Consider the following 13,555-nt stretch of genomic DNA (forward strand, 5'->3'; position numbering starts at 1 on the left):
GGTTCTTATGCCTCAGTTGTAAGTGTCTACCATGTCCCCGAACAAGTGTTCACTATGTCCCCGGACCGTACACCCACAGGGAGAGGGAGAAAAACGGGCTACTTTTTGCGTGAGAGCTTAAACGCGATAAACAGGAACACCACCCATACCGGCAGCAGCATTGCTGAAAGTCGCATCTCATCCATGGTGCACATCAGCACCAGAATCAACGCCAGGAACGCGATACAGAGGTAGTTCCCCGCCGGATAGAGCAGCGCTTTGAACTGCGTCTCGCGCCCCTTGCGGCGCATCGCCGCGCGGAAACGCAGGTGCGCCAGGCAGATCATGATCCAGTTCAGCAGCAGCGTGGCGACAACCAGCGCCATCAGCAGGCCGAAGGCCTGTTTCGGCAGCAGGTAGTTAATTAGCACTACCAGAGACGTAATCGCGCCGGAAAGGAACAGCGAATTGACCGGCACGCCGCGGCGGCTGACGCGGGTAAGGAACTTCGGTGCGTTGCCCTGTACGGAGAGGCCAAACAGCATACGGCTGTTGGAGTAGACCCCGCTGTTGTACACCGACAAAGAGGCCACCAGAATGACGAAGTTCAGTGCCGAAGCGACCACGTTGCTGTTGAGATCGTGGAAAATCATCACGAACGGGCTGCTGTTGGACTTCACTTCCACCCACGGGTAAAGCGCCAGCAGCACCACCAGCGAGCCGATATAGAACAGCAGAATACGGTACACCACCTGGTTGACCGCTTTCGGAATGCTTTTGTGCGGATCGCGCGCTTCGGCCGCGGTAATGCCAATCAGCTCCAGACCGCCGAAGGAGAACATAATCACCGCCAGCGAGAGGATGAGCCCTTTCCAGCCGGTCGCCAGGAAGCCGCCGTGCTGCCAAAGGTTGTCCATAGTGGCACGCTCGCCGCCGTGGCCGGAGAACAGCAGCCACAGGCCAAAGCCGATCATGCCGATAATTGCCAGCACCTTAATCAGCGCAAACCAGAACTCGGTTTCACCATACAGACGCACGTTGACGAGGTTAACGGCGTTAATAATGATGAAGAAGGCCGCCGCCCAGATCCACGTGGGCACGTCCGGCAGCCAGTACTGCATGTAGATGCCTGCAGCGGTCAGCTCCGCCATCCCCACCAGCACGAACATCACCCAGTAGTTCCAGCCGGAGAGGAAGCCTGCGAACGGGCCCCAGTATTTATAGGCAAAGTGCGCGAAGGAGCCTGACACCGGCTCTTCAACGACCATCTCGCCGAGCTGGCGCATGATCAGGAAGGCAATAATCCCGGCGATAGCGTAACCCAGCAGAACCGCCGGGCCGGCCATCTGAATGGCGGGGCCGATGCCGAGAAACAGCCCGGTACCGATTGCGCCGCCGAGGGCAATTAACTGAATATGTCGATTTTGCAAACCACGTTGCAGCGTCGGATTCTGATCCGACGAGGCTTCAGCGCGACCATGGCCTGAAGCGGATGACGCGTCTTTCACGCCCTACCCCTGTCTCTTTTTTAGAAGGGGCACGTTTTAACACTTCATGCTGGTGGTAGCAAGCTTAACGCCGGGCCAGCGCGTGCGCCCGGCGGATAAACGTCACGACCCGATAATTCCGCCGTCCGCTTTCACGATCACCACCGTGGACGATCGCGGGCGTCCGTTCGGGCTGGCGTCCGGCCAGTTAGAGACGGCGCGCGGATTGGCCGGGTCGGTAATATCATCCCCGCCCTCCCCTGGGTGCTGAATGTTTATAAACAGCGTGCGGTTGTCCGGCGTAAACGCAATGCCGGTGATCTCACACCCGCGCGGCCCGGTCAGGAAACGGCGATACTCGTTGGTGCCCGGAATGGTCGCCACCATCTGGTTATTGCCCATTCCCTCGTACGCTTTCTTATTGATGGTGCTGGAGGAGACGTCGGTCTGGATCCACAGGACGCCCTGATGATCGAAAGAGAGTCCGTCCGGACTGCCGAATGCCGCGCCCTGCATGGAGCCTTTGGCCTTCGGATCGTCGCCGTCGGTGCGTCCGGCCATGACCAGAATATCCCACTTAAAGCGCGCGGCAGCAGGATCGGCCCCGTCTTCGTGCCAGTGCATAATATGCCCAAACACGTTGTTGGCGCGCGGGTTGGCGGCATCCACCGGCGCTTTCCCCTCTTTCCCGCGATCGCTGTTGTTGGTGAGCGTACAGTAGACGCTGCCGCTGGCGTGCGGATCGACGGCTATCCATTCGGGGCGATCCATTTTGGTCGCCCCCACCGCGTCGGCCGCCAGGCGAGTTTTAATCAGCAGATCCCCCTGGCTTTCAAACCCTTTACTCTTATCCAGGCCGTTTTGCCCGTAGATCAGCGGCAGCCAGTCGCCGCTACCGTCCTCGTTGAACCTGGCGACGTACAGCGTGCCGGAGGTCAGCAGCTGCATATTGGCTTCACGGTTCGCGGGATCGTATTTTTTGTCCGAGACAAACTTATAGATGTACTCAAACTTCTGATCGTCCCCCATGTAGACCACCACGCGGTTATCGGCGGCGAGCGTGACGGCAGCCCCCTCATGCTTGAAGCGGCCCAGGGCGGTGTGCTTGCGCGGTGTGGAGGTGGGGTCGTAGGGATCGATCTCCACGACCCAGCCGAAACGGTTGGGTTCGTTAGGGGTTTTATCGACGCTGAACCGCTCGTCCACCTCGTTCCAGCGGTAGGATTCATCGCTGTCGCTGATGCCGTAGCGTTTTTCCAGCGGATTGAGATCAGCTTTTTTGACAAAAATATCCGACCAGTTTTCCTCGCAGGTGAGATAGGTGCCCCACGGCGTGTGGCCGTTAGCGCAGTTTTGCATGGTACCCAGCACGCGCTCCCCCTGCGGGTCGGCGGCGGTTTTCATTAAGTCCTGATGCCGCGCCGGGCCGGTAAGCTGCATCGGCGTATTGACGGTGATGCGGCGGGCATATGAAGACGGGCGTACCACCTGCCAGTCGCTGCCCGCTTTTTTCACTTCCACCACCGAGACGCCCATCGCGTTCTGCCCCTTGCGGGCCTTGTCGAGGCTCCAGTTCGCCGTACCGTCGGTAAACAGCATCCCGTTGTCGATGTATTCATGGTTCATCGCCAGCAGGCCATGCTCCGGGTTTTGCTCCCCCTGCGGCAGGCTAAACCACGCCATGCCGTCGTGGTGCATGCCCGCCTGCACGGCCTGTTCGTCCGTGGTGTTGCTGGCGTCCGGCTTAAAGGCCGGCATGTTGTTTTTGATCCCCGTCGGGTCACCCCAGCGATAGAACGGGCGGGCAATATAGCCTTCCGGCACCCTGACCGTATCTTCGGTGGAGACGTCGATGCTGGTAAAGCCCAGGGAAACCGCTTTTGCCAGCGCGGAAGGCTTCGATACCGCGGCAATGGCGATCTCAGGTTTGATCAGAAACGGGAATGATACGGCGGCCCCCGCAACGGCCCCCATCTGGAGAAAACGGCGGCGGGAGAGGAACACCTCTGCCACCTCGGAGAATACCGGGTTTGCGCTGCGGTTAGCGATGTCGTCGCGATGATCTTTTTTAAAAACGGATTTGAGGGGTCTGCCCATAGCGGCTTCCTGTCATTGGCCAAGAGGTAAAGAGTTGGCGACCAGTGTAAGAAGCTTTTATTACAATTTTATAACACGATGACGGAAGGATGGGGGCATCCGTGCCCCGGATAACGAGGTGGAACGCTTAGAACTCGTAGCCAACCGAGACCTTAAAGGTACGCGGTTCGCCCTGAGTGATGTAGGTACCGGAATCGTCCACGCTGGACCAGTAGTTCTCATTGGTCACGTTGTCGATGCCCGCGCGCACGGTCATCTGGTTTGCGTTGTGGTTCACCGAGAAGCGATAGCGCATGCCCAGATCCAGCGTGGTGTAGCTATCCAGCTTTTTGCTGTTCGCGAGGTCGGCATACTGCGTGCCGGAGTGGTTCACGCGCGCGGTCGCTGTCAGGCCGTCAACCGGCTTGATGTCGTACTCCGCGCCCAGCACGGCGTAGAAGTTCGGAATACCAATTGCATCGTTGCCCTGGTTCACGCCGTTTTTGGTTTTGGTTAGCTCCGCCTGCAGCCAGGTGGCGCTGGCGTTCAGACGCATCCCGAGCATCGGCTCGCCGAAGACGTTCAGCTCCACGCCACGGTTGCGCTGTTCAGCGTCCAGGCCGTAGTGATTGTTAGCATCGAGGATCGCCGAGGGCATTTTAATCTCAAACAGCGCCAGAGAGCCGCCCACGCGCCCGAAGTCCGCCTTCACGCCCACTTCGTTCTGCTTAGAGTGAACGATGCCGGTGCTCTGGCCGTAGTTGGTGGCGGTGTTAGGTGCGGTTTTGCCCGGCTGCAGCGCTTCGGTGTGGTTGGCGTAGAGGGAAATTTCTTCCCACGGTTTGTAAACCACGCCGTAGGTTGGCATCCAGCGGCTGCCGTCGAAGCCGTCCGCGTCGTTCTCTGCGCCGGTAATTTTGTTATACCCGCGAACGACCACTTTCTGATGGCGCGCGCCTGCGGTGAACAGCAGCTTGTCATCAAGCACGCCCAGGGTATCGCTCAGCAGCCAGCCCTGGGTGCGGGTGCGCCCGCTGGTCAGCGGATCGCTGTATTTACCGCCGGAGCCGTTGAAGTTGGTGCTGTCCGGCATATCCACGCCGGTGTTGTGGTAGATGTTGGTGGTCGGGTTATCCGCCGTCGCCGACATTTTCCACGCGATTTTTTCGTTTTTGGTCATTGCGGAATACCCGACGTTGACCTTGTGCGAGACGAAGCCGGTGTTGAAGTTGCCGCGAATGCCCGCCATGCCGCTGACGGAATCGCTGATGCGGTTGGTATCCAGTCGGCTGGCCGTCGCCTTGCCGCTCTTGTCCACCAGCTTCGGTGCGCTGTAGATCCCTTCTTCATGCGCGTGCTGCGCGCCCAGGCCGGTATAGGCCGTCCAGGTGTCGGTGATGTCGTACTCGCTGCGCCACATCCCGAACTCGTTTTCGATATCGCTGTAGGCCCACTTCTGCGAGAAGTTGCGATCGTTTTTCGGCGGTTCAGGCACGAAGTCCACCGCTGAGATGTTGACGCTGGTCGGGCTGCCGTGGAAGGTTTTTTTCTGATAGCCCAGATCCAGCGAGGTGCGGAAGCGGTCGCCTTTGTAGTCCAGGCCGGTGGAGAGCAGCGTGGTGCGGCGGCGGTCGTTCGGTACGCCGGTTTCCCCTTCACGATGCACGAGGTTCACGCGCGCGCCGAACTGGTCGTTATCGCCAAAGCGACGCCCCGCATCCAGCGTGGTGCCAATCTGGGAATCCGAGGTGTAGTCCACGCCCACTTTCGCCTGCGGCGTTTCCCCGGCATGCTTTGGCTCAAGGTTAATCATCCCGCCCACGCCCGAGCTTGCCGCGCCGTTCATCAGGGAGTTGGCCCCTTTGAAGATCTCAATGCGGTCAACCATCTGGGCATCCACCACCTGACGCGGCAGCACGCCGGAGAGGCCACCGAAGGTCATGTCGTCGCCGTCAAACTTCAGGCCGCGAATGCGGAAGGTTTCCGCGCTGTTGCCGTAACCCTGCACAAACTGCACGCCCGCGTCGTTCGCGACTACGTCAGCAATGGTTTTTGCCTGCTGATCTTCCACCAGCTTCGAGGTGTAGCTGATGATGTTGAACGGCACGTCCATGGCGTTCTGCTGGCCGAGCATCCCCATACGTCCGCCGTTGGCCACCTGCCCGTCAAGGAAGGCCGGCACCAGCTGGTCGCCACCGGGTTTAAAGTCGCCGGCAGGTGCAGACTGCACAACGATGGTGTCTTCTTTTTTATCCTCTGCCGCCCAGGCGGAATGTGTAACCGCGCCAATGGCGAGCGCCAGCAGCGTTTTGTGCATTTTGGTGTTGTTCATCGTTAACTCGTTTGAAAGTGCGCGCAAAAATAGCCCGTGGACGGGCCTTAGAATATATTGGTTGCAATGCAAATGAGAACTATACGCATTATCTATGCTTTGGCAAGCGCAAATCTCTGCAGGATCCTGCTCAAATTAATGCGTGATAAAAGGGGATGCTCACCTTGCGCTGAACCCTTTGAGCTCACACGCACGGAAAATTGAGGCCATTTTGGCAACCATGACGCAAATACGACACAGGGAGAAAATCAGGCTGGTTTGAAACTGGCGTAAGTGCCTGTTTCTAAATGGCACGCCCTGTAGGATTCGAACCTACGACCTACGGCTTAGAAGGCCGTTGCTCTATCCAACTGAGCTAAGGGCGCACTGAGAAGAGTGAACTTCGCGGTGGTGAAACGCGAAGAATTATACGGTCAATGTCAGGTGAGTCAATGCCTTTTCCGTTTTCGGGGGCAATTACCGCTAGCCGATTGTAAATACGGCTATTTTCTCAACATTTCTCGCTGTTTCACCGTAAAATTTAGCGCTGCGAAAAGGCTTAGTTGCATTTAAGTAACGCCTGCTGTTTTCCTGCTCGTCGGCTCGTCACACTAGAGCGAGGTTTCCCGGCCGCCTGGAGGCTGACAGACAACAGGACAATGGAGTGACAGCGCACAACCCGTTCGATACGCCCCCCCGGTTACAGTTTATTTCTCAGGACATCGTCGGCATCAAACTGGAGCCTGTCGTCGCCCTCACCTCTCAGCGTCAGGTTGGCGTGGAGGTGCTTAGCATTCTGTCCGAAACGCAGCTCAGCGAGGATTTTTTTCGCCATCAGTCGGCAGGCTGGTCAATGACGCTGCTTGAAGCGCAGCTTGCCGCACTAAAAAAGACGCCGCACGGTAATAACCTTTTTATTAATCTGCCGATAACCGTTCTGACAGAGCCAGCGTCCTTTCAGCGGCTCATCAATCTGAAAAACACGCCGCTGAATATCGAGATTGTTGACCTCTCTGCCTTTCTGGCGTTCTCTGCCGCACAGAAGCAGCGCGTCATTCAAAACCTGTCGAAACTCCGGGAACAGGGGCACAGTATATGGCTGGATGACATCGACGAAACGGTCATTCAGCCGTTTTTATTTTGTCGATTACCGTTGAACGGCATCAAAATTGATAAGGGCGCATTCTGGCGTTTACGCGCCACACCCGCGCTGAGGCAGCTGGTTTCACGTTGCTTTCAGCTGGCCGGGAGCGTGCTCATCGAAGGTATTGAGACTGAACGCGATCGCACCTGGGCACTGCAGGCAGGCGCAGATCTCGGCCAGGGATATTACTGGCCGTCCTGGACATGGCCGGAGGATTAAAGAGCCATTTCCAGGAGGGAGACCATGCGAATGACAGTGCGCCGTTACCGGCGGCGGCGTACAGGAAGTGATGCACTGGGATTTACGCACTCACCTTTTGCACCCCCCTTTTTCGACCGGCTCGAGTTTTTGAGCCAGTCCATCAGCCAGCCCCGAAAAACCGACGCTCCGTTTATCATTCTGGTCACGGAGGATCATTTTCTGCGCACCGGTTTTCTCAATGGACAGTTTCCCCTGAGCAGCTGTTGCGACTATATCTCACTGGATGATGCGCTCGGCGCTCAGGCACAATGGCCTTCAGCGCGTCTGGTGGTGGATGTAGAAAGCCGTTCCACCGGGCTGATTGATCAACTGGATCAGTTAAGAAGGCATAGCCTGTATCCCCCCTTCCTGACGCCGTGGCTACTGGTCCGGGCAGATAATTATGATACCCGCCTCTTCTGCAAAGCGGCGGGGCCTTTTCACGTGCTGGAACGTCAGATGAACGCGGCAGGGCTTCAACACAGCCTGATGGATGCCCGCCCGCCGCAGGGGTCCGATAAAGACTGGTTTTCCCGCAATGAATGGCCCATTTTGCAGGAGCTTGCCCGCGGTAAGACGCTGCGTCAGATTGCCCTTCTGCAGAATCGCCCCTATAGCCGCATTATCTATCGTCTCAGCTGCATCCTGCTTAAGCTGGGGCTGAGCCATCGCCAGGAATTGTTACACCTTCTTAATAACCTCTCTGACTGCACGTTTTAACTTACGCACTAACTTCTTATTTCCTAAAGCGCTTTAGGAATTTACTTACCACGCATGTTATGAAATGGTTAAATTTTAACAATGTATTCGATTTTATAACTATTCCTAATTTATGGTTCGGAACCATGTGAAATGTCACAGAATGAACCAAAGGCAGCACTTTCCTCCATCCGTTAAGTGAATGCAGAAGGCGTTAATAAGATGATAATGATGTAAAAACAAGCAGCTTCGCTTCACTCTCCAGGAGCGGAAAGCAAAGTGAATAGCATGTTCTCCTGCGCGATGATGGCGTGACGTTGATGCGCCTTAAGCACTTTCAGATGAAGGTTTGACACCTTGCGAGGGCACTTTTTCGCCTCTTTGACCCTGGGTCGCCCGCCGAATCGACGGTCTTTTTTATTAACAATTACGCAACATAAAGTGACATCTGTTATTTTTTGTTATTACATAAAGATGAAAAGATGCGGTAAATGGGATAACAGGATATTTCCGCTAAATTTAAAAACATAGCCATTAAGATCCAGAAGATAATACAAACCAATAAGCGGAGACTAATTTACAGGGTTTTCGGAAAAAACTTACTCTGTATAATAAGATGCGTACCAAATCTGAATAAGAAAAATCTTTTTGCCAACACCAGCCAAATGAGATGACCGCGCTGAGGCACTGTTCTTTTCATTACGTAAACAAGGATGCTTTCGCTCTTTCCAGGGAAATACTACGGTATAGGGATCTGCACTTTATATCCTTCCGGCATTTCGAGAGTTTTACAAAACTCTGCATAACGCTTTTAACAATCTGAGGCATTAAAAATGAAACCGGCATCCGTTATCATTATGGACGAACATCCTATCGTCAGAATGTCGATAGAGGTCCTGCTACAGAAAAATAAAAATATCACAGTCAAGCTTAAGTCTGGCGATAGCCATGAAGTTCTTGACTGTATTCGCAATCATCCTATCGATTTGGTGATCCTTGACATCGAACTTACGGGCACAGACGCCTTCGCTTTACTGAAGAGAATCAGAAACTTAAACAAAGACATCAAGATTCTGTTCCTCTCCTCTAAATCAGAGTTATTTTACGCGGGTCGTGCGATTCGCGCCGGGGCCAACGGCTTCGTCAGTAAACGAAAAGATTTGGGTGAGATCTACAACGCCGTAGAGATGATTTTGATGGGCTATTCTTTTTTCCCGTCGGAAACGCTGAATTTTATAAACCATATGGGTTCGGGAAAAGGGATGGCAGCGGATATGCCATTATCGAATCGCGAGGTCACGGTATTACGTTATCTGGCGAATGGATTATCCAATAAGGAGATTGCTGAACAGTTACTGTTGAGCAATAAGACCATCAGTGCGCACAAATCCAATATTTATTCCAAGCTTGGCGTACAAAGCATCGTGGAATTAATAGATTACGCCAAAGCGCACGAGCTGCTATAACCTGAATTCACTCCCTGCAGTTTATCCGAGCTGCAGGGAGTGCGGTCAGTGCTAATTATAATTAATCATGAAGGTAGCATCCGCATCAGCCCGTCCGGGCTGAGGGTTATCGGCCGTAGCAATATAATTGGCATAAAATGACAGGGTCGCATTCCCCTGTGCATCAACCGTGACCGGCTGGCTGGCCTGCTGAAGCGCCAGACGCGTTTTATCCGCATCCCTGATCTCGACGGCGACGTGGCTCGCTGTACTGGCATCATTCAGCGCCAGCAACCCGCTATTGCTCCCGTCGGCCTTGCCCGAGAACGTAATGGACGCCGCCCCGGGCGGACAGCCGGTCAGCTTCAGCGTGAAGGGCATAGGCTGCGTGCGGCTCCCCGTGGTGTTGAGCTGCTTCGTGGGCCAGGTGCCCAGCGTGACCGTTTTGTCGCTATCGTTACCCTCTGCCACGCAGGTGAAATCGACAATATTGCCGTAGAGCCGAATATTAATTTCGCCCAATGCGGTTTCCGCCTGAGCTTGGGTGCAAAGCGCAAAGAGCGCCACGGTGATAAAACGGATCCCGTTTCGCATGTCTGCTCCTTAGTCGTAATCCACACGCAAATATCCGCGCGAGGTAAAGCGCCCTTCCGCTGGCTTGTTGCCCGTCACGCTCACCGGCCAGACCCGGATCCCCACCTGCGCCTGCGCGCTGTCGTCCAGGCGGAACGGAATTTTGCTCGTCAGGTTGTTAGGCGTGAGCGGCGCACCGCTCTCGTTGGCAATGATAAACCCCACATCCGGGTTATCCGACACCACCACATTATTGGAGACCTTTTCAGCCTCGACGCGCATCGTCAGCATAGCGTTTGCCTCCACGTTGGTGCATTTAATCGCGATGGTTTTGCTTTGCGATGAGACGCCCTCCGGCTTGTTACCCACGCCCGCCTTGCTGAACAGGGAGGCGCCAATGTCGCCGAAATCAAATTCAACCACATTGCCGGCGTTGATGGCGCAGCTCTGCGGCACCTGAATGGTTCCGCTGTAGCTGATGGTGTAGACCGGCGTGGTCAACGGATCGGAGGAGGTGGTAGTGACGTAAACGCGGAACATGGTGGCACGCGGGATCACCACCATATTGATAAAGCGTCGGGTCACCTTAAGACGGAAAATAAGGCTGGAATCCTGCACGCCAAACGGTTTGTTTTTTGAAACGTTCGGATGGCTCCCCATCTGGATATAGCTTTTGGGTGGATAAAACGCGCCAGCATAGCTGTCCGTGATCTTCATCGCCCCGTCCAGATAGTCGTTAAGCTTCAGATACTGATAGCCATCGCTGGTCCCGGTGATCGGGTAATCCGTCACGTAGCTGCGCTTGGTGGTATTCCCGACGGTGCCCTTCGGGCAGACGGCGTTTACCCCCACCCACTGCGATTTCTCGCTGAGGGTGACAACCTGCCCAACCTGGTTATTCGAGCTGTTGAATTTATCCGTCAGGTCGTAATGCACCTCCGTCGGCACGCCCTTTTCATTGACGCACACGGTGGCTAACGCGTTTGTCGCGGGCAGGAGTGCCAGAAGCGACAAGGCAAAGATATGGATTTTAATCACAGCGGATCCCCTTAAGTGTGATCGCCTGTTGCAGGCTCTTTTCAGGCAAGCTGTAAGGCGCACGGCACTGGGACTGCGCCCCGTTACCCCACTGGACCAGCAGTTCGCCTTCCAGCGGCAGCCCACTCAGGTAAATTTGCCCGTCATCCCCCACCATGCTGGTCACGCCGCTCTGGGTTTCGCGCACCACGGCGCCGAACGGCACCGGCTGGTTGCCGCGCGTTACCGTCAGCAGGGCGCGCACGCCAATGCGGGTATCAAAGCTGGCGCGGACCAGCGCGCCTTTGGTCGGCACCACGCTGCTCACGTTGTTTTCGATGTCGGTATTGTTGCTCATGGTATTGGTATCCAGCGCCACGCGGTTATAGCGGTAGACGGTGGCATACGGCATGACCGCGTAGCCTCGCCAGTCGGTCTTCACGCCGGTCTGGTTTTCCACGCTGACGCCTGATGCCCCCGGCGCCTTAATCAGCACGTTGGTATCGCCCAGCGGCTGGCTGAAGGTCACGCCGTCTGAATGGCCAACCACCCCGCCGGAGAGCTGCCAGTTGAGATCGTGCTGATCGCGGGAATAGTTGTAGCCCACGCCCAGCGTGCCGTAGGTTGCCTGCCAGTTGGCGCTGGCGCTTCCGCTTGAGCCGTTGGTGCTGGCGTGTCCCTGGGTCACGCTGTAGTTCAGGTTGCGGTCCTCAAGCAGCGTGCCGCTGACGCCGGTTTGCCAGCTCGTGTCGCCATCGCTGTTTCGGCTGGCGGATGCGGTGGCATAGGCGCGATCGATCGCGCTGTCCCGGCGATAGCCCTGGCGGGTAAAGAGGCTAAACGGCACGGAGACGTTAAACGACGCGATCCGGTCGGTACCGTCGATCCCGACGGATTTGTTCCACGACCATGACAGGGAGTAGTTGATCCCCTTCACGCCCCCCGCGTAGCCCAGCTGATACCAGAGGTTCGTTTCGTCCGTCCCCCAGTAGGTTTGCTCGCTCCCGGAGATATAGACCGAGCCGTAATCCCCCAGCGACTGGGAAATGTTGAGCTGGAAGCGGCCTTTTTTATTCCACGTCAGGTTGTGATAGCTCTGCACGTCCGGCACATCGTTATCGTCCTGGCTATCGGCATACTGGTAGCCCTCCATTGAGCGCCAGGCCACGTCGTCCAGGGTGTAAAACCCCTTCGTTGAGTAGCGGTAGCCCAGCAGCTGGAAGTTGGTGCCAAACCCGTTCAGCGATTTTGCATACAGAAAACGCAGCGATTGCCCTTCATGTTTGCTGTCGTCCGCGAGCTGGCTGCGGGCGTGGGTGATATCGACGGAGACTGCGCCCCAGTCACCGAGGTTTTTCCCGGCACCGACGGCCACTGCGGTATAGCGTGACGCCAGCTGGGTGCCGCCATAGAGCGTAAAGCCGTTGGCAAGGCCGGTAATCAGGGTGCCCTGGGCGAAGAACGGTGTATCCTGGTCGCTGTTACCGCTGCGGTAATCCCCCGCCACGAGGTCATATTTCCAGCGCCCTTCACGCTGCAGGAGCGGCACGGTGGAGTACGGCACGGTGTAGCGCTGCTGGCTGCCGTCTTTCTCTTCCACCGTGACGTCAAGGTCACCGCTGGAGGAGGTCGGGTTAAGATCGGTAATGGCGAACGCGCCGGGCTGGACGTAGCTTTGATAGATAACGTAGCCGTTCTGGCGAACCACCACTTTGGCAGGCGTACGGGCAATACCGCGCACGGTCGGCGCGTAACCCTGCAGGCTGTCGGGGTACATGCTGTCAGACGAATAGAGCCGCCCGCCGCGAAAACCGACGCTGTCGAAAACGTCATTCCCGGTGTTGCTGTCGCCCAGCACCAGCTCACTTTTCAGTGGGATAACGGTGCGCTGCGCCCAGGTGCCAATATTCTGCCACTCGCTGCGCCGCTTCCCGTTATTTTGCGTGTAGCGCCATGCGCCGTTGTTGCGTAAACGCCAGGCACCATAGTTCAGCCCGCTCTGCAGGTTCAGGTAATAGCTGTCGTCTTCGCTTCCCCGGTTGCCCGTAAAGCTGTAGTTCACCAGCGCGGCGGGAATGCCTTCATCCCACTGTTCAGGCGGAATATAGCCGCGCGCGCTGTTTTGCATTGCCACCTGCGGCAGGCTGACGTTCAGGCGCTGTGAAGCAAAGTTAAATACCGTTTCGCTGCCGGGAATGGCCGTGGTCAATGGAACGCACGTTTCACCCTGCACCTTCGCCAGCTCGGGAAATGCGGCAACGTTGACGCCAAAGCGATCGAGCATCGCGCGCGTAATGCACGGCGACAGGCCGCCCGCCACCGGCGGCGTGTTCTCGGCCTGTTCAAAACGCACGTCCTGGGTGCCGATAAACTCATCGTTACGCCAGATATCCACGCGATAGATGCCGGGTGCCTGCTGGTGCCCCTGTTCAAAACGTGACAAATCCGCCACGCTGGCGGTGTCGTCGGATAAGAAGGCCGGGTTGAAGTAGCTTTCGCTCCAGCCAGCCTGCGGCCAGAGCGCGGCCATCAGCGCCAGTGCAACCGGGCAGTAACGTCCCTGGTGGTTTTTCATCGCCCTGAC

General features: G+C 56.5%; 9 protein-coding genes, 1 tRNA gene and 1 pseudogene. 4 read left to right on the forward strand and 7 right to left on the reverse strand.

What is annotated here, in order from left to right:
* Positions 1–98 precede the first annotated feature (98 nt).
* The 3 genes from pheP to IM303_RS17280 form a co-directional block, all read right to left on the reverse strand.
* A complete protein-coding gene (gene pheP, locus IM303_RS17270) occupies positions 99–1,487 on the reverse strand; it encodes a phenylalanine transporter (protein ID WP_193052449.1) in 1,389 nt (462 codons plus the stop codon).
* Positions 1,488–1,589: 102 nt separating this feature from the next.
* Complete coding sequence (locus tag IM303_RS17275; protein ID WP_193360130.1) at positions 1,590–3,563, reverse strand: PhoX family phosphatase; 1,974 nt, start codon at positions 3,561–3,563, stop codon at positions 1,590–1,592.
* 127 nt (positions 3,564–3,690) lie between these two features.
* A complete protein-coding gene (locus tag IM303_RS17280; RefSeq protein ID WP_193360131.1) occupies positions 3,691–5,874 on the reverse strand; it encodes a TonB-dependent siderophore receptor in 2,184 nt (727 codons plus the stop codon).
* A gap of 154 nt (positions 5,875–6,028) precedes the next feature.
* Between IM303_RS17280 and IM303_RS22280 the strand changes: the two are divergent.
* A pseudogene (locus IM303_RS22280) lies at positions 6,029–6,147 on the forward strand (hypothetical protein); the annotation flags it as partial.
* 15 nt (positions 6,148–6,162) lie between these two features.
* On the opposite strand, the gene IM303_RS17285 reads toward IM303_RS22280, so the two are convergent.
* Positions 6,163–6,239 (reverse strand) — tRNA-Arg (locus tag IM303_RS17285).
* A 278-nt stretch (positions 6,240–6,517) separates the two neighbouring features.
* Here IM303_RS17285 and IM303_RS17290 point away from each other — a divergent pair.
* The 3 genes from IM303_RS17290 (at position 6,518) to fimZ (ending at position 9,402) form a co-directional block, all read left to right on the forward strand.
* Positions 6,518–7,216, forward strand: a complete 699-nt coding sequence (locus tag IM303_RS17290; protein ID WP_192971454.1) for an EAL domain-containing protein — start codon at positions 6,518–6,520, stop codon at positions 7,214–7,216.
* Positions 7,217–7,240: 24 nt separating this feature from the next.
* Positions 7,241–7,957: a response regulator transcription factor gene (locus IM303_RS17295; protein ID WP_041911031.1), complete on the forward strand. Its 717-nt coding sequence runs from the start codon at positions 7,241–7,243 to the stop codon at positions 7,955–7,957.
* An 812-nt stretch (positions 7,958–8,769) separates the two neighbouring features.
* Positions 8,770–9,402 (forward strand): fimbria biosynthesis transcriptional regulator FimZ, encoded by a 633-nt coding sequence (gene fimZ, locus IM303_RS17300; protein ID WP_028012232.1) that lies wholly within the window; start codon positions 8,770–8,772, stop codon positions 9,400–9,402.
* A 51-nt stretch (positions 9,403–9,453) separates the two neighbouring features.
* Here fimZ and sfmF read toward each other — a convergent pair whose 3' ends face one another.
* Genes sfmF through IM303_RS17310 form a run of 3 tightly spaced genes read right to left on the reverse strand, consistent with a single transcriptional unit; the run spans position 9,454 to position 13,546 of the window.
* A complete protein-coding gene (gene sfmF, locus IM303_RS22285) occupies positions 9,454–9,975 on the reverse strand; it encodes a fimbria assembly protein (RefSeq protein WP_028012231.1) in 522 nt (173 codons plus the stop codon).
* A gap of 9 nt (positions 9,976–9,984) precedes the next feature.
* On the reverse strand, positions 9,985–10,992 hold the full coding sequence (gene fimH / locus IM303_RS22290) for a type 1 fimbria D-mannose specific adhesin FimH (RefSeq protein WP_059355415.1): 1,008 nt from the start codon (positions 10,990–10,992) through the stop codon (positions 9,985–9,987).
* Positions 10,985–13,546 carry a fimbrial biogenesis usher protein gene (locus IM303_RS17310; RefSeq protein ID WP_041911034.1) on the reverse strand — a complete coding sequence of 854 codons (2,562 nt, stop codon included), beginning with the start codon at positions 13,544–13,546 and terminating at the stop codon, positions 10,985–10,987. Before IM303_RS17310 ends, fimH begins: the two co-directional genes overlap by 8 nt.
* Positions 13,547–13,555: the final 9 nt, after the last annotated feature.

The sequence above is a fragment of the Enterobacter cloacae complex sp. P38RS genome (genome assembly GCF_014930775.1).
GTDB lineage: Bacteria > Pseudomonadota > Gammaproteobacteria > Enterobacterales > Enterobacteriaceae > Enterobacter > Enterobacter bugandensis.